The 17,008-nt window shown below is 69.6% G+C and carries 21 protein-coding genes and 1 pseudogene; 16 read left to right on the forward strand and 6 right to left on the reverse strand.

Translation table 11 applies throughout. The annotated features are described in order from the left end of the window. Positions 1-88 precede the first annotated feature (88 nt). The 11 genes from ACTWQJ_RS26660 to ACTWQJ_RS26710 all read left to right on the forward strand — a co-directional run bounded on the left by ACTWQJ_RS26660 (position 89) and on the right by ACTWQJ_RS26710 (position 7,852). Entirely contained in the window at positions 89-394 is a 306-nt protein-coding gene (locus tag ACTWQJ_RS26660) for a PadR family transcriptional regulator (RefSeq protein WP_443309095.1), read from the forward strand. Between the two features lie 161 nt (positions 395-555). Further along, complete coding sequence (locus tag ACTWQJ_RS26665; RefSeq protein ID WP_443309096.1) at positions 556-876, forward strand: hypothetical protein; 321 nt, start codon at positions 556-558, stop codon at positions 874-876. A gap of 64 nt (positions 877-940) precedes the next feature. Then, positions 941-1,267, forward strand: coding sequence for a DUF427 domain-containing protein (locus ACTWQJ_RS26670; protein ID WP_443309097.1), 327 nt, complete (start codon positions 941-943; stop codon positions 1,265-1,267). After that, the gene (locus tag ACTWQJ_RS26675) at positions 1,264-1,848 is read left to right on the forward strand and encodes an SRPBCC family protein (RefSeq protein WP_443309098.1); all 585 of its coding nucleotides are present in this window, start codon (positions 1,264-1,266) and stop codon (positions 1,846-1,848) included. Before ACTWQJ_RS26670 ends, ACTWQJ_RS26675 begins: the two co-directional genes overlap by 4 nt. A 66-nt stretch (positions 1,849-1,914) precedes the next feature. Beyond that, positions 1,915-2,394 carry a MauE/DoxX family redox-associated membrane protein gene (locus ACTWQJ_RS26680; RefSeq protein ID WP_443309099.1) on the forward strand — a complete coding sequence of 160 codons (480 nt, stop codon included), beginning with the start codon at positions 1,915-1,917 and terminating at the stop codon, positions 2,392-2,394. Positions 2,395-2,396: 2 nt separating this feature from the next. Beyond that, positions 2,397-3,986 carry a radical SAM protein gene (locus tag ACTWQJ_RS26685; protein ID WP_443309100.1) on the forward strand — a complete coding sequence of 530 codons (1,590 nt, stop codon included), beginning with the start codon at positions 2,397-2,399 and terminating at the stop codon, positions 3,984-3,986. After that, on the forward strand, positions 3,983-4,771 hold the full coding sequence (locus ACTWQJ_RS26690) for a class I SAM-dependent methyltransferase (protein WP_443309101.1): 789 nt from the start codon (positions 3,983-3,985) through the stop codon (positions 4,769-4,771). The genes ACTWQJ_RS26685 and ACTWQJ_RS26690 overlap by 4 nt, the downstream gene beginning before the upstream one ends. A 113-nt stretch (positions 4,772-4,884) precedes the next feature. Next, positions 4,885-5,370 carry a hypothetical protein gene (locus ACTWQJ_RS26695; RefSeq protein WP_443309102.1) on the forward strand — a complete coding sequence of 162 codons (486 nt, stop codon included), beginning with the start codon at positions 4,885-4,887 and terminating at the stop codon, positions 5,368-5,370. Positions 5,371-5,435: 65 nt separating this feature from the next. Further along, positions 5,436-6,293 carry a Crp/Fnr family transcriptional regulator gene (locus tag ACTWQJ_RS26700; RefSeq protein WP_443309103.1) on the forward strand — a complete coding sequence of 286 codons (858 nt, stop codon included), beginning with the start codon at positions 5,436-5,438 and terminating at the stop codon, positions 6,291-6,293. Between the two features lie 74 nt (positions 6,294-6,367). Further along, complete coding sequence (locus ACTWQJ_RS26705) at positions 6,368-6,955, forward strand: redoxin family protein (RefSeq protein WP_443309104.1); 588 nt, start codon at positions 6,368-6,370, stop codon at positions 6,953-6,955. A gap of 6 nt (positions 6,956-6,961) precedes the next feature. Next, positions 6,962-7,852, forward strand: coding sequence for a cytochrome c biogenesis CcdA family protein (locus tag ACTWQJ_RS26710; RefSeq protein WP_443309105.1), 891 nt, complete (start codon positions 6,962-6,964; stop codon positions 7,850-7,852). Between the two features lie 875 nt (positions 7,853-8,727). On the opposite strand, the gene ACTWQJ_RS26715 is transcribed toward ACTWQJ_RS26710, so the two are convergent. From ACTWQJ_RS26715 to ACTWQJ_RS26725, 3 genes are all read right to left on the reverse strand, one after another. Then, the gene (locus ACTWQJ_RS26715; RefSeq protein WP_443309106.1) at positions 8,728-9,993 is read right to left on the reverse strand and encodes an MFS transporter; all 1,266 of its coding nucleotides are present in this window, start codon (positions 9,991-9,993) and stop codon (positions 8,728-8,730) included. Between the two features lie 74 nt (positions 9,994-10,067). After that, entirely contained in the window at positions 10,068-10,745 is a 678-nt protein-coding gene (locus ACTWQJ_RS26720) for an ArsR/SmtB family transcription factor (RefSeq protein WP_443309107.1), read from the reverse strand. A 97-nt stretch (positions 10,746-10,842) separates the two neighbouring features. Then, positions 10,843-11,310, reverse strand: a complete 468-nt coding sequence (locus ACTWQJ_RS26725) for a hypothetical protein (protein ID WP_443309108.1) — start codon at positions 11,308-11,310, stop codon at positions 10,843-10,845. Positions 11,311-11,500: 190 nt separating this feature from the next. Here ACTWQJ_RS26725 and ACTWQJ_RS26730 point away from each other — a divergent pair, with 190 nt between their 5' ends. The 4 genes and pseudogenes from ACTWQJ_RS26730 to ACTWQJ_RS26745 all read left to right on the forward strand — a co-directional run bounded on the left by ACTWQJ_RS26730 (position 11,501) and on the right by ACTWQJ_RS26745 (position 13,957). After that, a complete protein-coding gene (locus ACTWQJ_RS26730) occupies positions 11,501-11,854 on the forward strand; it encodes a VOC family protein (protein ID WP_443309109.1) in 354 nt (117 codons plus the stop codon). 465 nt (positions 11,855-12,319) lie between these two features. Beyond that, positions 12,320-12,688, forward strand: a complete 369-nt coding sequence (locus tag ACTWQJ_RS26735) for a hypothetical protein (protein WP_443309110.1) — start codon at positions 12,320-12,322, stop codon at positions 12,686-12,688. A 288-nt stretch (positions 12,689-12,976) separates the two neighbouring features. Continuing rightward, positions 12,977-13,315, forward strand: a pseudogene (locus ACTWQJ_RS26740) (DUF742 domain-containing protein); the annotation flags it as partial. Between the two features lie 177 nt (positions 13,316-13,492). Further along, on the forward strand, positions 13,493-13,957 hold the full coding sequence (locus tag ACTWQJ_RS26745) for an SRPBCC family protein (RefSeq protein ID WP_443309111.1): 465 nt from the start codon (positions 13,493-13,495) through the stop codon (positions 13,955-13,957). A 117-nt stretch (positions 13,958-14,074) separates the two neighbouring features. Here the strand turns inward: ACTWQJ_RS26745 and ACTWQJ_RS26750 are convergent, their stop codons facing one another. Then, on the reverse strand, positions 14,075-14,608 hold the full coding sequence (locus ACTWQJ_RS26750) for a hypothetical protein (protein ID WP_443309112.1): 534 nt from the start codon (positions 14,606-14,608) through the stop codon (positions 14,075-14,077). A gap of 164 nt (positions 14,609-14,772) precedes the next feature. Between ACTWQJ_RS26750 and ACTWQJ_RS26755 the strand changes: the two genes are divergently transcribed. Beyond that, the gene (locus ACTWQJ_RS26755) at positions 14,773-15,354 is read left to right on the forward strand and encodes an AMIN-like domain-containing (lipo)protein (protein WP_443309113.1); all 582 of its coding nucleotides are present in this window, start codon (positions 14,773-14,775) and stop codon (positions 15,352-15,354) included. 20 nt (positions 15,355-15,374) lie between these two features. Here ACTWQJ_RS26755 and ACTWQJ_RS26760 read toward each other — a convergent pair whose 3' ends face one another. Both ACTWQJ_RS26760 and ACTWQJ_RS26765 read right to left on the reverse strand, forming a co-directional pair. Beyond that, the gene (locus ACTWQJ_RS26760) at positions 15,375-15,848 is read right to left on the reverse strand and encodes an SRPBCC domain-containing protein (RefSeq protein ID WP_443309114.1); all 474 of its coding nucleotides are present in this window, start codon (positions 15,846-15,848) and stop codon (positions 15,375-15,377) included. Between the two features lie 92 nt (positions 15,849-15,940). Then, the coding region (locus tag ACTWQJ_RS26765) for a glycerate kinase family protein (RefSeq protein WP_443309115.1) at positions 15,941-17,008 on the reverse strand (1,068 nt) is incomplete at its 5' end.

A 17,008-nucleotide genomic window follows, 5' to 3' on the forward strand; every position in this document is an offset into this window, starting at 1 on the left:
CCACATCCGCGGCGGCGAGGCCTCCCGGAACGCGAATCGAGGATCGAGGGCAGATATCGGTTTCGTCACTGCCGGAGGTGGGCCAGGGGTGCGGGAGTTCCAGAGGGGCGCAGTGCGGCTGCACATCCTGCACCACGCGGCCGAGGACGAGATCCACGGCGCGTGGACGACCGAGGAACTGGCCCGCCACGGCTACCAGATCAGCCCCGGCACCCTGTACCCGACGCTGCACCGACTGGAGGCGGACGGGCTGCTGGTGTCCGAGCAACGCGTGGTCGACGGCCGTACCCGGCGCGTCTACAAGGCGACCAAGGCCGGCAAGAAGGCCCTCGCCGAGGACCGCCAGGCGCTGAAGGAACCGGCCCGCGAAGTCCTCGGCGACGACTCCGTCTGACCCTCGGTCACCCTCGGGCGGCCGGAATCAGGGGCGCGGCCGTGGCGCAACACGTCAGGCTGGCGTCCAGTGAGGAGGCGCCGGCACCGACGATCAGCAGGAAGAGGCTGCCTGATCACCCTTCGGCCCCATACGGTGTCGAGTCGCGCGATCCTGGAGATATGGAGATCGAGGTCTTGGTAGTTCCCGGCTGCCCCAACCAGCAGCTCGCCGAGACGCGCCTGCGGCAGGCGCTGGACGAGGCCAGGCTGTCGAACACGCCCATCACCACCCGGGTGATCGCCGACCAGGTCGAGGCAGAACGGTCGGGCTTCACCGGCTCCCCGACGATCCTGATCGACGGCCGCGACCCGTTCGCCGAGCCCGGTGCCGCGCCGTCGGTCGCCTGCCGGATCTACCGCACTCCGCTGGGCTTGGCCGGCGCACCGGAGGTCGACCAGCTCGGGCAGGCCCTCCGGGCAGCCGGCGACACGGGCGGCTGAGTGTAAGCGGGATCACCGTCTGGCCGCTGGTCGGCGCTCTAGCGTCGCGACATGGACACAACGGATGCCGCAGGAGGTGACGGTTGTGATGCGCGCCGTGTGGAACGGCACCGTACTCGCGGAGGCCGAGCGGACCGTCGTAGTGGAGGGCAACCACTACTTCCCGCCCGAGTCGCTCAACCGAGCGTTCTTCGCCGAGAGCCGGACATGGTCCCTGTGCTTCTGGAAGGGGCTCGCCCGCTACTACACGGTGACCGTCAACGGGCAGGACAACGTGAACGCCGCCTGGTACTACCCGCACCCCAGCCCACTGGCCAGGAAGATCAAGGACCACGTCGCCTTCTGGAACGGCGTCGTGGTCCAGGAGGCGGCGCCAGAGGAGAGCCGGTGACCGCCGCCCGCGGTCTGAGGGTCGCGGCCTTGGCCGCAGGAGTCGGCGGCTCGCTGGCCGCCGCATACCTGGGGCTGGTGACCGGAGCCGTCCCGGTCGATGTGGGCGTGGGGCGGCGCACCCGCGCGTTGGGTCCGCAGACCGTCGACATCACAGCCCCTCGGGAGACGGTCTTCGACGTGGTGGCGGGGCCGTATCTGGGCCGTACCCCGCGGGCAATGAGCGAGAAGCTGAAGGTGCTGGAGCGCGGCGTCGACCTGGTGCTGGCCGAGCACTTCACCCCGGTCGCTGGCGGGCGGCTGAGAGCGGTCACGGTGGAGACGGTGCGCTTCACCCGGCCCGAGCGCATCGACTTCCGGCTGGTACGTGGACCGGTGCCGCAGGTGACCGAGTCCTTCGTGCTCAGCGAGACCACGGCGGGGACACGCCTGGTGTACGAGGGACAGATGGGCACCGACCTGTGGCGGATCGGGCAGTGGTGGGGCGCCGCGGTGGCCGCACGCTGGGAGAACGCGGTCGACGCCTCCCTCGCCTCGGTCAAGGCCGAGGCCGAACGCCGTACAGCGGTGTCGAGCGGGTGAACGCGCGGCCAGTTCGGTGAGCGCGCTTACATTTCCCGGCGCCCCGGCGGCCGTAGCCTCACGGGCATGCTGCTCCGTCTCGTACTCGGCGCGATCTCTACGGCGATGGCCGTCGGCCAGCTCGCCTCCATCGCCGACATGCCGGCCATTCTCGGCACGTACGGTCTGGTGCACGGGGCCCCGGCGGCTGTACTGGCCGTGGTGCTGATCGGCGGTGAGCTGGTGTGCGGAGTGTGGTTTCTGGCCCGTCCCCGGTCGAGGGCCATCGCACCGGTGTGGATCTATACGGCCGTGTCGCTGGTGTGGAGCGCGCTGGCCGTCCAGGCGTACGCGCGGGGGCTGACGGTGGACAACTGCGGCTGCTTCGGGATCTACCTCCCCCAGCGGCTCACCTGGTTCGTCCTGGTCCAGGACGCGCTGATGCTGCTGTACGCCGCTGTGCTGCTGCGCGGCGCCCATCGGGCCAGATCGCCGGCCGGGCGGCATCCCGGTACCGGTGGGGCGCACAGCAGCCACGATGCGAAGACGAGGGCGAGGACGCGATGAAGGTGAACCGCACGGCAGGACCGGGCCGGCCGGCCGCGGCAGACGGTGCGCGCAAGAAGCAGGATCGAGGGGAGGTGTTCATCGAGTTCACCAAGTCGATCTGTCCGCTGTGCAAGACCCCGGTCGACGCGCAGGTCAACATCCGCGACAACAAGGTCTATCTGCGCAAACGCTGCCGCGAGCACGGCGGGTTCGAGGCCCTGGTCTACGGGGACGCCGAGGAGTACCTGGCCTCGGCCCGGTTCAACAAGCCCGGCACCCTTCCGCTCGCCTTCCAGACCGAGGTGAAGGACGGCTGCCCGACCGACTGTGGACTGTGCCCGGAGCACAAGCAGCACGCCTGCCTCGGGATCATTGAGGTCAACACCGGCTGCAACCTGGACTGCCCGATCTGCTTCGCCGACTCCGGCCACCAGCCGGACGGCTACACCATCAGTCATGACCAGTGCGCACGCATGCTCGACACCTTCGTCGTATCCGAGGGCGAGGCGGAGGTGGTGATGTTCTCCGGCGGCGAACCCACCATCCACAAGCACATCCTCGACTTCATCGACCTCGCGCAGGCCCGCCCCATCAAGAACGTCACCCTCAACACCAACGGCATCCGCCTCGCCACCGACAAGAACTTCGTCGCCGAGCTGGGCAAACGCAACCAGGTACCGGGCCGTTCGGTGAACATCTACCTCCAGTTCGACGGCTTCGAGGAACGCACCCACCGAGAGATCCGGGGCCGCGATCTGCGCACGTTCAAGCAAAGGGCCCTGGACAACTGCGCCGAGGCCGGACTGACCGTCACCCTGGTCGCCGCGGTCGAACGCGGCCTGAACGAGCATGAGTTGGGCGCGATCATCGAGTACGGCGTCGACCACCCGGCCGTCCGCTCGGTGGCCTTCCAGCCGGTCACCCACTCCGGCCGGCACGTGCCCTTCGACCCGCTCAACCGGCTCACCAACCCCGATGTGATCCGCCTGATCGGCGAGCAACTCCCCGACTGGTTCACCAAGGGCGACTTCTTTCCCGTGCCGTGCTGCTTCCCCACCTGCCGCTCCATCACCTACCTGCTGGTGGACGGCGTACCGGGCGACCGCACGGTGGTCCCCATCCCGCGGCTACTGAACGTCGAGGACTACCTCGACTACGTCACCAACCGGGTCATGCCCGACGACGGCATCCGCGAGGCCCTGGAGAACCTGTGGTCCGCCTCAGCGTTCATGGGCACCGCCACGACCGAGGAGAAACTCCGGGCCACCGCCGAGACCCTGGACTGCGCGGACACCTGCGGCATCGATCTCCCGCAGGCCGTGAAGGACCTCGATGACAAGGCGTTCATGATCGTGGTTCAGGACTTCCAGGACCCCTACACCCTGAACGTCAAGCAGCTGATGAAATGCTGCGTGGAGGAGATCACCCCGGACGGGCGGCTCATCCCGTTCTGCGCCTACAACTCCGTCGGCTACCGCGAACAGGTCCGTGCCCAGATGTCCGGCGTCCCCGTCGCCGACGTGGCACCCAACGCCCTGCCCCTCGCCGACCGGCTCACCGACACCCCGTACGGCTCGAAGACCACACGCGCCCCGGAGCACCGGCCATGAAGCGCGACGAGATCAAGTCCTGCTGCGCCGACGCCTACTCCAAGGACGTCGTCGCTCTCCTGCTCGGCGACTCCTACCACCCCGGCGGCACCGCTCTCACCCGCCGCCTGGCCGGCGCCCTCACACTCACCCCGGACCAGCGCGTGCTGGATGTGGCCTCCGGTCGCGGCACCACCGCACTCCTGCTTACCGACGTATACGGGGCGCGGGTGGACGGCCTCGACTACGCCCCCGCCAACACCGCCCTCGCCCAGGGAGCCGCCCAGGCCGCCGGCCTCGCCGACCGGGCCGTGTTCGTCACCGGCGACGCCGAGCACCTGCCGTATGAGGACGGGCTCTTCGACGCGGTGGTGTGTGAGTGCGCGCTGTGCACCTTCCCCGACAAGGCGCAGGCCGCCGCCGAGTTCGCCCGCGTGCTCAAGCCCGGAGGACGCGTCGGCATCACCGACGTCACCACCGACCCGCGTCGGCTGCCGCCCGAACTGCTCGGCCCGGTCGCCCGCATCGCCTGCGTGGCCGACGCCCGGCCCCTGGACGAGTACGCCGGGATTCTGGCTCGGGTCGGACTGCGCGTTATGGCCACCGAGCGCCACGACCAGGCCATGCTGCGCATGATCGACCAGATCGAGGCGCGGCTGAACCTGCTGCGCATCACCGCGCCCACCTGCCTCGCCGACGCCGGTGTGGACCTCACGGCGGCCCCGGCCGTCCTGAACGCGGCCCGTGCCGCCGTGGCGGACGGCACGCTCGGCTACGCCCTGCTGACCGCGGTGAAATCACCCTGACGGCCCAGCCCTCTACCCCCGGGTACGTAAGCGCCCTCACATACCTGCCCCCTACACAGGTCATAGCGTCGAACCCACAGGAGACATCACCGCATGTGAGAGGGGCACTCATCATGACAACCACCCTGCGGGTATCCCCGGGCACGGCCGTGATCCCGGTCCACGCGGTGTGGGGTGCCGCGGCCGGACTGGTCGGAGGCATCGGCATGGGCATCTGGATGTCGGTTTCCCAGCCGATGATGGACACCGCGATGATCACCATGGTCGCCGGGCTCCTCGGCTCCACCAACGCCTTCGTCGGCTGGCTGATCCACCTGTCCATCGCCGTCTTCGCCGGCATTACCTTCGGCGCGCTGCTCGGACAGTTCGCCCAGCGCCTCGCGCCCGCCGCCGCCCTCGGCCTCGTCTACGGCGCAGTGTGGTGGTTCATCGGCGCACTGTGGATCATGCCCGCGAACATGGGCATGCCCGTCTTCGAGTGGAACGACGTCACCTCCTCCAGCCTCGGCGCCCACCTTGTCTTCGGGCTGCTGGCCGGAGTGACGTTCGCCGTCGTCGCCCAGACGATGGGCAAGAGCAGCAGCTCGGCCCGCGGATGAGCTCCGTACCGCCCGCGTCAATACCCGGCCCCGGCGCCCCTCCACCGGGGGCCACGCCGCGCCGCATGCCAGGTGAAATGGGCGCGGTGCCCTACTGTCTGGCCGACAGCGCCGAGGCGCTGGCCAGCCCGGCGTGGGGCGCCGCGCCCCCGCCCTGGGCCCCGGGACGACGCGAGGAGACGCACACCATGACCGACGCCGCAGAAGACGCCGACGCCGCCGAGCGGACCTGGTGCCTGTCCGAGGTCGACATTTTCTGCGACCTGTCCGAGCGGGAGATGGAGGCCATCGCCCAAGCGGCGCCGATGAAGACCTACAGCGCGGGCGAGATCCTGCACTCGCCCACCCAGCCGTCCGAGGTGCTGTTCATCCTCAAGCGCGGCCGGGTGCGCATCTTCCGGGTCTCCGCCGACGGACGTGCCCTCACCACCGCGATCATCAGCCCCGGTACCATCTTCGGCGAGATGGTGCTGCTCGGGCAGCACATGTACGACAACTACGCCGAAGCCCTCGACGACGTCACCGTCTGCGTGATGAGCCGCGCCGACGTGCACCGCTTTCTGCTCTCCGACGCCCGCATCGCCGCCCGCATCACCGCGATCCTCGGCCGCCGCCTCGCCGACCTCGAACAACGGCTGTCCGACAGCGTGTTCAAGACGGTGGCGCAGCGCATCGCCACCACCCTCACCACCCTGACCACCGCCCAGCCCCCGGCGAGTCCCCTGCGCCCCGTCGGACGCCACCCCCAAGTCGCCCTCACTCACGACCAGCTCGCCGCCTTGGCCGGCACATCCCGCGAGACGTGCACCAAGGTGCTGCGCGACTACGCCGACAGGGGCCTGATCCGTCTCGCTCGGGCCGTATCACCGTCCTCGACACCGAACGCCTCAAGGATGCCGCCGGCTGACGTCACCGAACCGTAAGACCGCAACCGGCTGCCCGCCCGGGCCTCCGGCCCTACGCTCACAGCCGGTCCCCACAGAAGCAGGAGTCCTTCATGCGTGCCCGTACCCTCCTTCCGGCCGCTGTGGCCGCCGCCCTTCTCACCGTCAGCGGGTGCGGTTCCGGAAGCGGCTCCGATTCCGCCGACGACGCAGAGACCTCCCCCTCGAAGACGGCGACCGCCCAAGCGCCCGCCGGCTCCGACGGGAGCGGCACCAGAGCGGACGGGGCCAAGGTGCCCGAGGCTCTGAACTTCACCGCCACCACGGTGGACGGCAAGCCTTTCGACGCGAAGAGTCTCACGGGCAGGCCGACCGTACTGTGGTTCTGGGCGCCCTGGTGCCCCACCTGCCGCGGCCAGGCGGCCGAGACCGCCAAGGTCGCCGCCGACTACGAAGGCAAGGCGAACGTCGTCGGTGTCGCCGGCCTCGACAAGAACGCCGCCATGCGCGACTTCGTCTCGGAGACCGGCACCGGCTCCTTCCCCCAACTGTCCGACGAGGCCGGGGATGTGTGGAAGCGGTTCGAGATCACCCAGCAGAGCATCTACGTGATCCTCGACAAGGACGGCAACACCGTCTACGAAGGCCTGCTGCCCGGCGGCGAAGGGCTGGCCGACAAGGTCGCCGCCCTCACCGGCTGAACCGTCATGGCCGACCTGCCCCTCGCCCTCGCGCTCGGCGCCGGGATGCTCGCCGCCGTCAACCCGTGCGGCTTCGCCCTCCTCCCCGCGTACTTGTCCCTGCTGGTCCTCGGCGACGACACCCCCAGCCGCATCGTCGCCGTCGGACGCGCCCTGACCACCACCGCCGCCATGACGATCGGATTCGCCGCTCTCTTCGGCATCTTCGGCCTCGCCGTCCAACCCGTCGCCGGACAACTCCAGCGGCACCTGCCCTGGTTCACCATCGCCTTCGGCCTGCTCATCGCTGCCGCCGGAGGCTGGCTGCTCGCCGGCCGCCAACTGCCCAGCCTCACCCCGAAACTCCGACGCGCCCCCACCCTCACCCGCTCCCTCCCCTCGATGGCGCTGTTCGGCATGGCCTACGCCACCGCCTCCCTCGGCTGCACCATCGCCCCGTTCCTCGCCATCGTCGTCTCCGCCTTCCGCAGCGGCTCCACCGGCGAAGGCATCGCCCTGTTCATCGCATACGCGGCCGGGATGGGTCTGATCGTCGGCGCCGCCTCGCTGACCGTCGCCCTCACCCGAGCCACCGCCGTCACCCGCCTGCGCCGCCTCGGCGCCCTCGCACCGCGCCTCGGCGGCGGGCTTCTCCTGCTCGTCGGCGCCTACGTGGCCTACTACGGCTGGTACGAAATCCGCGTCCAGCACGATCCCGCCACCACCGACCCGGTCATCGACGCGGTCGGCACCGCCCAACGCGCCGTCGCCGACGCCCTGTACGCCACCGGCCCCGCCGTGATCGCCGTACTCCTCGCCGTACTGCTCCTCGCGGCCTTGGCGATCCACCGCCGGCGAGCACACCGAACCTCCCGTACCGAAGTCGGACCACCGCCTGCCCCCGAGCACACCAGGTGAGCTAGCGGGAACCGGGCGAGGGCGCCCGGGAAAGCCGACCTGCGTGTCGATGTGCACCCATGGTTGCCGGGGCGAACCCGGTATGACGCTGCGACGCACCGGAGGACAGAGACGGGCTGCCAACGCTCAGCCTCAGCCCTGCCCAGCACCGCCGGGCTCGCGGCGGGGGCCGGGTTCTGGCGTCGCGGACGTACCGATGGAACCGCAAGGAGGAAGGACGAACAGTCGAGACGGTGGACGTTGACGAGGTCCTCCCGGCCTCGCCAGAGGGGCTCCATGCGCTCGTCGGGCCGGAGAAAAGGCGGTCCCGCGAGCAGGAGGTGACGGCCCGGCCCGCTGGTCCGCACTGGAGTCCGTGCGGCAGATCGGGCAGGCGGTCCCCGGCCCACGGACCATGTCCGGGTGGACGCGAACCCGCCACGGACGCGGCTGCGCCGGTGCTGGATGCTCAGCTCGGAGAGCGTACGGAAGACCCGTCCGCGCAGCCCCGTGGCGCCATCGCCAACGGGCCAGGCGCGGGGCGAGTTGGGTGCGGGCCAGCCTGAGGAACGGGTTGCGGCTGGAGCGGATCGTGAAGGCACGGTCGGTCCATCAGGACGGGCAACACCTGGCTGCCCACCTCCGGCACGTCGAGCCGGCCAAGACCGACAGCCGCAGCCGCGCGCACCTCGGCCGTGGCATCCCCCGCCGGCTCGGCCGGCACCCACGCATGCTCCGGCCGGCCGATCCTGCCCAGCCCCTTCGCCGCCGCCGCACGCCGCCGGGCATGCGGCACCGCCAACTCCCGCAGGAAAAAGGCAACCTGATGTCCCGATGGTGTGCGGACCCTTGGCCGCCCGCGCGACCTGCGGCGGGCAGGTTCCCTCCCACAGTCGTCATACGGTGCGGTTCCTGCTGGTTGACCGGGTGTCTTCCGTTCTCGGCGTGCTGTGTCGAGGGTCTCGTCCACGCGTGCGGTCCATCTCGCGCCATTCCGGCCGCAGCCCGGTCAGGTTCGTGGTGAGGAAGTACGTGGCCCCGCCGGCCAGCAGTACCGGCACCAGCCCGACGGCGGCTACCGCTGCCCCCGCAATCAGACCCCCCAGGGGGATACCGGACCAGGCCAGCGAATCGCCGAGCGCGTTGACCCGGCCCAGCATCGGGCGCGGCACCCGCTCGAAGAGGACGGCCCCGATGATCGGGTTGAGGAAGCCTGCGCCGAACCCGCTGACGGCGAACACGGCCAGCACAACGCCCATCGGCGCCTCGGAGGCGAGGACCAGAAACCTTGGCGCACCTGCTAACAAGAACCCCATGAAGAACACCGCCCGGCGCCGAAGCCGGTGCGCAACCGCGGCCGCCAGCAGGCTCCCACCGATGGCTGCGGCTCCAGCCATGCTGCCCATCAGGCCAATGGCTGCCGGGCCCTTGCCGGATTCTTCGGCCCAGACAGGGATGAGCACGGTGCTGAAAGCCGCGTCCAGCAGGTTGGTGATCCCGACCATGACGATGAGGGCGAGGAGTAGCGGGTCGCCCCGCAGGAAGGTGAAACCCTCGCCGAATCGTCGCCAATAGCCCGGCTCCTCCGTCTCCCCGTCCGGCAATGAGGACGGCGCGAGCACCTGCCCCATGTCCCTGGGCAGCGCCAGTGCGATGATCAACGATCCGCCCGCAAAACAGACCGCGTTGACAACCAGACCCGGCAAAGGACCGAGCACCGCCACCAAGGAGCCACCGGCCACCGGGCCGACGGTGGAAGCAAGGCGCTCGATCACGCCGGACAGGCCTGTGGCACGCTCCAGCGGTACCCGGCTGCGGTCGGCCGCCTCCGGCATCATGACCTCCTTGGCGAGGTCGCCGGGGCCACGCGCCGTGCCGATCAGTGCGACAAGGACCAGCAGCAGCGGAAAGGAGAGCAGGCCCAGGCGGTGGAGCAGAGGAACGGCAGCGGCGGCCGTTGCACTGGCCAGGTCGGTGGTCCAGGAGACGACACGCGGGCCCACCCGGTCCACCAACGGCCCGGTGAGCGCCTTGACCACGACATACGGGGTCATCTCACAGAAGGCGACCAGCCCCGTCTGGGTGGCGCTACCGGTGGTGACCAGCACGAACCAGGGCAGCGCGATACCCGAGATCCGAGTACCGGTCAGCGACACCGCCATGGCCGCGAGCACACCACCGAGCGGCCGTAAGCTCCGCGCACTGCCTGTGCCGTCCGTACCGGGAGCGGCGTCCGTCACGGGCTCTCCGTTCCCGTCGCCCTCTGGGCTTCGGACGCCGCACTGGACGGAACCACCGACGGGGCGGACGGGTCCGGCTCGGGCAGGAGATGAGTGATCACGGAGAACCGCTCGGCACCCTCCGGGGCCTGCGCCGCCCCCTCCGGCGTGTCCTGACGGTAGCGGGTGATGACTGCCCGCAGTTCCTCGTAGAGCGCTGCAGCCTCCTCGGGAGTCAGGCGCAGGGCCCAGTCGCTCATGTCGAAGGTGTCCCGCCATGCGCGAGGCATCGTCTGGAGTTCGTTCAGCGCCCGCTGCGTGCGAACGGTGTAGGTGGCAGCGACGGACTGCAGGTAGGCCAGGGCGGCCTCAGGCTCCCGTTCGGCCAGGTCGTGATCGTTGAACCAGGTCCTGCGATGCACCGAACGCCACCAGCGCTCTCGCGCATTGCCGCGTTCCGTGTCCTCCTCGACGAACCCGGCCGCCCCCAGTTGGCGCAGGTGGTAACTGGCCGTGCCGGAATTGACGCCCAGCCGCTCCGCAAGCCGGGTGGCGGTCGACGGGCCGTGCTTGCGCAACAGACCGACCAACTGCACCCGTACCGGGTGCGCGAGGGCGCGCAGCCCCTTGGCATCCAGAACAACCGCGTCCGGATCGGGGGGTGTTGCCTGTGGCCATTCACTCGGTTCCGTCACACCCACACACAGTAGACCGCAAACAGTTCTTCGCACAGACTCCTTCGCGAAGATTTCTTTGCGGTTGGTGTGGCCGTGCGGCACGACCGTTCGGGATCTACGACTTCCCGACCCGCGTGTACGTCACGTCGAAGTCGGGCGTCCAGAGTTCGCCGTCACGTGACTGCTCCCAACCGCCTGTGATCGTGTTGCCCCCGTCGCTGAACGTGCCGGTGAATCGTTGATGGAAGTCGGGCGCGGCGCGCCACTGCTTCCACACGCCGTCGCTCAAGCTCGTGCGGTACGTGCGAGCGACACCGCGGCCATCGGCGTACAAGGTGGTGAAGTCTCCGGCCGTCTCGTCGTAGCCGGTCACCGTCGCCGTGGGAAACGGCGCGTGCGCACCCCACTCCGCAGGAAGGGCCGACCCTGGGCCCACATCCGCACGCTGGACCAGGAAGACTCCGCCCTCCAGCCATGCGATCTCCGTCCGCACCGGTCCACCATCATGGCCGACCCACATGTCCCACTCGCCCACGAGCACGTCCAGCTGCCGCAGCGCGCTGTGGGGTGTTGGTTGCCGCATCGTCGTCTCCTCTCCCAGGCAGGGCCATTCCCCCAGGTATGACCGAGGCCATTGGCCCAACTCATCGTTCTGGGAACAGGTGGAAGTCCACCAATCCAGCGAAGATCCGTGAACACTCACGGCATGGAGGTCTGAGACTGCGGAACGGGTCGTCAGTATGGTTCGACAGCAGACAAAGGGGTGGCTCACCATGGCAATCACGAACATCTACGCAGTGATGCCCGTCGCGGACTTTGAAGCGGCGCGTGGCTGGTACGAACGCCTCTGGGGGCGCCCCGCCGACCGCAACCCCATGGACGGCCTGGCGGAGTGGCAGGTCATCGAGGGTGGGGCCATCCAATTGCTACGCGACCCCGACCGCGCCGGATTGGCCATGCTCACGGTGGGAGTCGACGACACCGACGCTCAAGCTGCTGCTGTCGCAGAGCGAGGTCTGGACATGGGGCCCGTCCGGGACACCCATGGTGGATTCCGCGTCGCGGCCATCTCCGACCCCGCCGGCAACGTCATCACTTTCGCGCAGGATGTCGGGATCGACGTCTGACCTTCCGCCGCACGAGGCCCGTACAGGCCGGCCGCCTGCATCCGCCTCGCAGGCTATACCTTGCGCGCGTCTGCGATCTTGTCCAGTTGATGCCCCAGGCGCGTATCCGACTGGCCTGGTCACGGAAGTCCAGGTCGTACTCACGTGATCGCATGGCGGCCGAATCCAGCAGCAGTTTCTCGCGGCGCCCGCCGTCTGCACCCCGGTGCCCGTTGCGGACCCAGCGGCGCTGATCTTCACCGGCGGCAGCCGTCGGCAAAATTGATAACGGGCACAAGTATTTAGGGAAGTGCCGGAACACGTACCCATAATTGGGATATCGCGGCGGGCGAGTAACACGGCAGGGCTGGTATGGCGCAGACGTACGGGGGCGGGTAAACGGCCCGTCCGCCCGTCGGCCGATCGCGTGTCTCCGCAAGTGGGGCATCGTGCCGGTCGGGGCGCTTTCCCTCAGCAATACGTCGGATGGGACTTCTTGTGCGCAGTACTGACCCGGTTCCCGGTTACCAGACCTACGACCAGCAGCAGGGCGGCTCAGGCCGCCCTGACCAGCGTGAGGCCACCGCGCGGCGGGTGGCCCTGGCCGTCTGCACCGTCGTCGATGTCGCCGCCGGATTCCTGCTTCTGTGGGTTCTGCTCCACCTGCTCGATGCCAATCAGTCCAATGTCTTCGTCGAGTTTGTGCACGGAACGGCCGATTGGCTGGCCTGGTGGTCACAGGATATTTTCACAATGGACACAGAAGGTCTGCGCACCATCCTCAATTACGGTCTTCCGGCCGCCATGTATTTGCTGATCGGTCACGGGATCGCTGCGCGGCTGAACCGTGCATGAGGCAGTCCGGCCCCTTTCGAGGATGAGGGGTCGGCGGGTGGCTGCTGCCGGGTGGCGCCGGCGTGCGAGCGTCGGACGAGCCCCGGTCCGGACGGAGAAGCGCGGGATGACAAGACGTTGTAGCGGCAGGACCGCGCCAGGGGCGCACGACGACTCCCCGGCATCCTCCTGCACCACCTCGACCAGGCCGATCTGATGCCGTCGCCCCACGACGCCGACGGGGTCGGCGGTCACGCGTCCCACTCCGCCCCGTCCAGCCGGGGAACAACCCCTGCGGGCCACGGACGCAGCCCCTTGGTGCGCCCGTACGCCATGACCCGCGGCCGGACCCGGACTCGCTATGACCTGGCCATCGAGACCCTGGTGCACACCACGGCGGCACCTGCGCAGCTCAACGACCAGCTGCCCGAGCATCGCAGGATCTGCCAGCTGTGCCGGGAGGTGCGGTCCGTCGCGGAGATCTCCGCACTGCTGCCCGTTCCTCTCGGTGTAGCCCGCGTTCTCGTCGCGGACCTGGCCGAGGCCGGACTCGTGGCTGTCCACCAGCCCGGCGGTACGCAGTCCGGCGACGGCGGGCCCGACGTCACGCTGCTCGAGCGGGTGCTCAGCGGGCTTCGCGCCCTCTAGGGAAGCGTCGTCCTCGCTGGGCAGCGGGCGGGCCGGCGGATCGTCCGGCACCAGGGAGCTCATTCGGCCGATCGCACTGCGGTGAAGCCGTGATCCTCGGGTACTCGCTGTGTTGTGCCGAGATCTGCGCGGCGGGCGTCGGCAGCCTGCCGCCATCGGTTGCCAAGGAGGCACGAGATGAGCGCCGTCAAGGAATCTGTCGAGGTCGAGGTCCCCCTCGGCACCGCCTACAACCAGTGGACCCAGTTCGAGGAGTTCCCCAACTTCATGGAGGGAGTGGAGGAGGTCAGGCAGCTGGATGACCGCCACAACCACTGGATCACCAAGATCGGTGGCGTACAGCGAGAGTTCGACACCGAAATCGTCGACCAGGTACCCGACGATCGGATCACCTGGCGTACCACGAGCGGCGACACCAAGCAGAAGGGCTCCGTCCGCTTCCAGCGCCTGGACGACACGCACACCCGCGTGGAGCTGGTGATGGACGTCGAACCCAGCGGAGCCGCCGAGAAGGCCGCAGACATGACCGGAGTGATCGATCGCCGAATCAAGGGAGACATGCGGCGCTTCAAGGACTTCATCGAGCACCGCGGGAGCGAATCGGGAGCCTGGCGCGGACGCATCAAGCCCGGACCCTCCTGACCCGGACCGCCTGCGCCGATCCGGCTGGGCGTACTGCCCCCGACCAGCCGGCCGTTGGACCAGCTGGAGGGGGACTGCGTCCGCCTGCACCGGCTCGGATCATTCGGCTGTGTCAGGTCACGGTGTCGGGGGCGGTGGGGCTGCTTTCACGGCAGTCTCCAGCAGACGGTCGGCCAGCCGGGCGAAAGAGGTGCTCAGTGCTTCGTCCGTGGTGCGGTCGGCGTAGGTCTGGAAGACCAGGGCAGCCGTGGCCTGGACCACGGGCTTGACGCGCGTCGCGTCGATGGGGAACGGCCCCTGCATCTGAACCGGCACCGGCCACTTCTTCGGCCAGGGAATCCTGGGCGGATCGGGACACAGGTCGTCCCCGACCTCCTTGAGAATTTCGGAAGGGTCGCCGCCGGCCATGCTGGCGGCGATGGTGGCTTCCGCTGCCGCCAAGGACATGTCACGGATGGCAAACAGCATGGCCTCGCGGGGCGGCAGCGGCTGCGGGTTGAGGCTCAGCCCGCCGGCTTCCGCCGAGCGGACACCCACGGCGCCGCTGAACACGGGCTGGCGCGGATTGACGATCTCCCACAGCCGGGGGTCCAGATGTGCCAGCAATTCGAGCACGCGGACGGTCTTGGATGCGCTGGACAGGTCGGTCACGCTCACTCCATCCCTCCGGGACTTGACAGCGCGTGATCGTATGACTCGACGAGACGATCGTTCGCGCATTCCTGCGATCGAGGGCGCGCCCAAGAAGGCGCAACCATTCAGCCATCTCGGGTGTCGTATCTGATAACAGTCATATGCGCACCTTGGGGGACACAATGGCGCGAACAACGACGGCATGGGTAACACTCGCACTCCTGGGCGCCACGTCGGTGGTGGCGGCGGCTCCGATCGCAGCCGCACCGGCCGTCACCGCACCGGCCACGGCGTGCCCCACCGGATGGGGCAGCCTGGACAAGGCTCGCGCCTCCACCACGACGGCGCCGGTCACGAACGTCAGGACCGGCCGCCAGGCCTGCTACGACCGTATGGTCGTCGATGTCCCGGGGGCGGGCAGCAGCGCTCTCGGCTACACGGTCAGGTACGTCGACCGCCTTCACCAGGACGGATCAGGTCGCCCCATACCCGTCGGAGGCCAAGCCGTGCTCGAGGTGCGGGTGGCCGCGCCCAGCTACGATCCCGAAACCGGCGCACCGGCGTATCCCGGCCGGGCGGGGCGTCCGCTGCCGGGCGTGGATCTCACCGGGTACCGCACTTTCAGGGACGCACGGTTCGCCGGCAGCTTCGAGGGCGAGACGCAGATCGGGCTCGGAGTGCGCGCGCGGCTGCCCTTCCGGGTGCTGGTGCTGAACGATCGCGTCGTGGTGGACGTGGCTCACAACTGGACCGGCACGCGCTGAAGGTTCCCTTCTCTGGACGCTCAGCCCGGACGACGCTCACCCGCCTCCACGAGCCGGGCAAGTCGTGCCAGGGTCATGCGAGTGCCCGTCTCGTTGTCCGCGGCGGGCACTGCATCGGGAATGCCCTCGTGCACCATGAGGACGTCCGTCCCGCCGTCCGCGTCGGTGAGCGTGGTGGTCAACGTCATCGTGCCGCGCAGTGCGGGGTCCGCGGTCTCGAACTCCAAGACCTCGACCACCTGCTCGTCGGGCACGAGCCTGGCGAAGTGGCCGTGGTAAGTGTCGGTGTGCGGGTCCGTCTTGCCGACACCGACCGGCAAGTCGTAGGTGAGCGAGATGCGGAACGCTCCGCCTTCGCGGGCGTCGAACTCGTGCACCTGGCTGCTCATTCCGTCCGGCACCCGCCACTGGGCGACTGCGTCAGCGTCCACGAGCGCCCGATACACGGCCGCACGTAAGGCGTTCACATGCCACGAGACCTGCGTGGAGTACATTGGGCCCCAACATAGACGCCCGACGGGCGGTCAGGTCTCGCCCACCGTGGATTCGCCCGGGTACGTCGCCAGGTTCTCGGTGTCGTGAGCGGTCAGCGCACCTGCAGCGGGAGTTCGCCCCCGGACGCTCGCGTGTGAACCGGTAGCCGGGCGCCCAGCAGGATCATCCGCAGGGCGCGCTCGGTGGCGTCGGTGAGGAGTTCCGAGGCCCTTGCCAGTGCCTCGGCGAGTGCCATCGGTGCCGGGAGGATCGCGCTGTAGGCGTCCACGCCGGGCACGTCGTCGGCGCCCTCGCCGAGGGTTCCCGCCAGGGCGAGCACCGGACGTCCGTGCAGTTTGGCGCGGCGCGCCACCTCGGCGGGGACCTTGCCGCGGGGCGTCTGGTGGTCCAGGGCGCCCTCGGCGGTGACGACCAGGTCGGCGCGGGCGAGGCGGGCGTCCAGGTCGAGGTGGTCCAGCAGCACGTCGAAGCGGGGCAGCAGCCGCGCGCCGAGTGCGGCGAGGCCGGCGCCCAGGCCGCCCGAGGCGCCGGTGCCGGGGCCGTGGTGGAGGTCGGTGGTGGTGACGGCGAAGTCGCGGGTGAGGACGTCCGCCCAGTTCTCCAGGCCGGCCGACAGGTGCTCGACCTGCGCGGGCGTCGCCCCTTTCTGCGGTCCGAAGACGCGGGCCACGCCCCGCTCACCGCACAGCACGTTGTACGGGTTGCAGGCGACGAGGAGCTCCACCTCCCTCACGCGGGGATCCAGTCCGGACGGGTCGATACGGCTCAGCCGCGTCAGCTCCCGGCCCCCGCGCGGGAGCTCGCAGCCGTCGGCGTCCAGCAGCCGGGCGCCGAGCGCCTGCAGCGCGCCGGCGCCCCCGTCGGACGTCCCGGAGTCGCCGCAGCCGATGAGGATCCGCCGTACGCCGGTGTCGAGTGCGGCGCGGATCAGCTCGCCGACGCCGTACGTCGTGGTGGCACCGGGATCGCGGCGGGCCAGGGGGACGAGGCTCAGGCCGGCGACCGCGGCCATCTCCACGACCGCCGTGTCCCGGGATCCGAGCAGCGCGAAGTGCGCATCGACCGGCTCGCCGACCGGGCCCGTGGCGGGCAGTGCGACGAGCCGTCCGCCGGTCGCGGCCGACAGTGCGGCGGCCGTACCCTCGCCGCCGTCGACCAG

Source organism: Streptomyces sp. KR55 (genome assembly GCF_052245645.1).
GTDB classification, from domain to species: Bacteria; Actinomycetota; Actinomycetes; order Streptomycetales; family Streptomycetaceae; genus Streptomyces; species Streptomyces flavusporus.

Coding starts and splice junctions, on each gene's coding strand:
- ACTWQJ_RS26695 (WP_443309102.1), top strand. CDS start 4,885: ATGACAACCACCCTGCGGGTATCCCCGGGCACGGCCGTGATCCCGGTC.
- ACTWQJ_RS26670 (WP_443309097.1), top strand. CDS start 941: ATGCCGCAGGAGGTGACGGTTGTGATGCGCGCCGTGTGGAACGGCACC.
- ACTWQJ_RS26665 (WP_443309096.1), top strand. CDS start 556: ATGGAGATCGAGGTCTTGGTAGTTCCCGGCTGCCCCAACCAGCAGCTC.
- ACTWQJ_RS26755 (WP_443309113.1), top strand. CDS start 14,773: ATGGCGCGAACAACGACGGCATGGGTAACACTCGCACTCCTGGGCGCC.
- ACTWQJ_RS26715 (WP_443309106.1), bottom strand. CDS start 9,993: ATGGCGGTGTCGCTGACCGGTACTCGGATCTCGGGTATCGCGCTGCCC.
- ACTWQJ_RS26705 (WP_443309104.1), top strand. CDS start 6,368: ATGCGTGCCCGTACCCTCCTTCCGGCCGCTGTGGCCGCCGCCCTTCTC.
- ACTWQJ_RS26710 (WP_443309105.1), top strand. CDS start 6,962: ATGGCCGACCTGCCCCTCGCCCTCGCGCTCGGCGCCGGGATGCTCGCC.
- ACTWQJ_RS26735 (WP_443309110.1), top strand. CDS start 12,320: ATGGGACTTCTTGTGCGCAGTACTGACCCGGTTCCCGGTTACCAGACC.
- ACTWQJ_RS26690 (WP_443309101.1), top strand. CDS start 3,983: ATGAAGCGCGACGAGATCAAGTCCTGCTGCGCCGACGCCTACTCCAAG.
- ACTWQJ_RS26680 (WP_443309099.1), top strand. CDS start 1,915: ATGCTGCTCCGTCTCGTACTCGGCGCGATCTCTACGGCGATGGCCGTC.
- ACTWQJ_RS26700 (WP_443309103.1), top strand. CDS start 5,436: ATGCCAGGTGAAATGGGCGCGGTGCCCTACTGTCTGGCCGACAGCGCC.
- ACTWQJ_RS26725 (WP_443309108.1), bottom strand. CDS start 11,310: ATGCGGCAACCAACACCCCACAGCGCGCTGCGGCAGCTGGACGTGCTC.
- ACTWQJ_RS26745 (WP_443309111.1), top strand. CDS start 13,493: ATGAGCGCCGTCAAGGAATCTGTCGAGGTCGAGGTCCCCCTCGGCACC.
- ACTWQJ_RS26760 (WP_443309114.1), bottom strand. CDS start 15,848: ATGTACTCCACGCAGGTCTCGTGGCATGTGAACGCCTTACGTGCGGCC.
- ACTWQJ_RS26730 (WP_443309109.1), top strand. CDS start 11,501: ATGGCAATCACGAACATCTACGCAGTGATGCCCGTCGCGGACTTTGAA.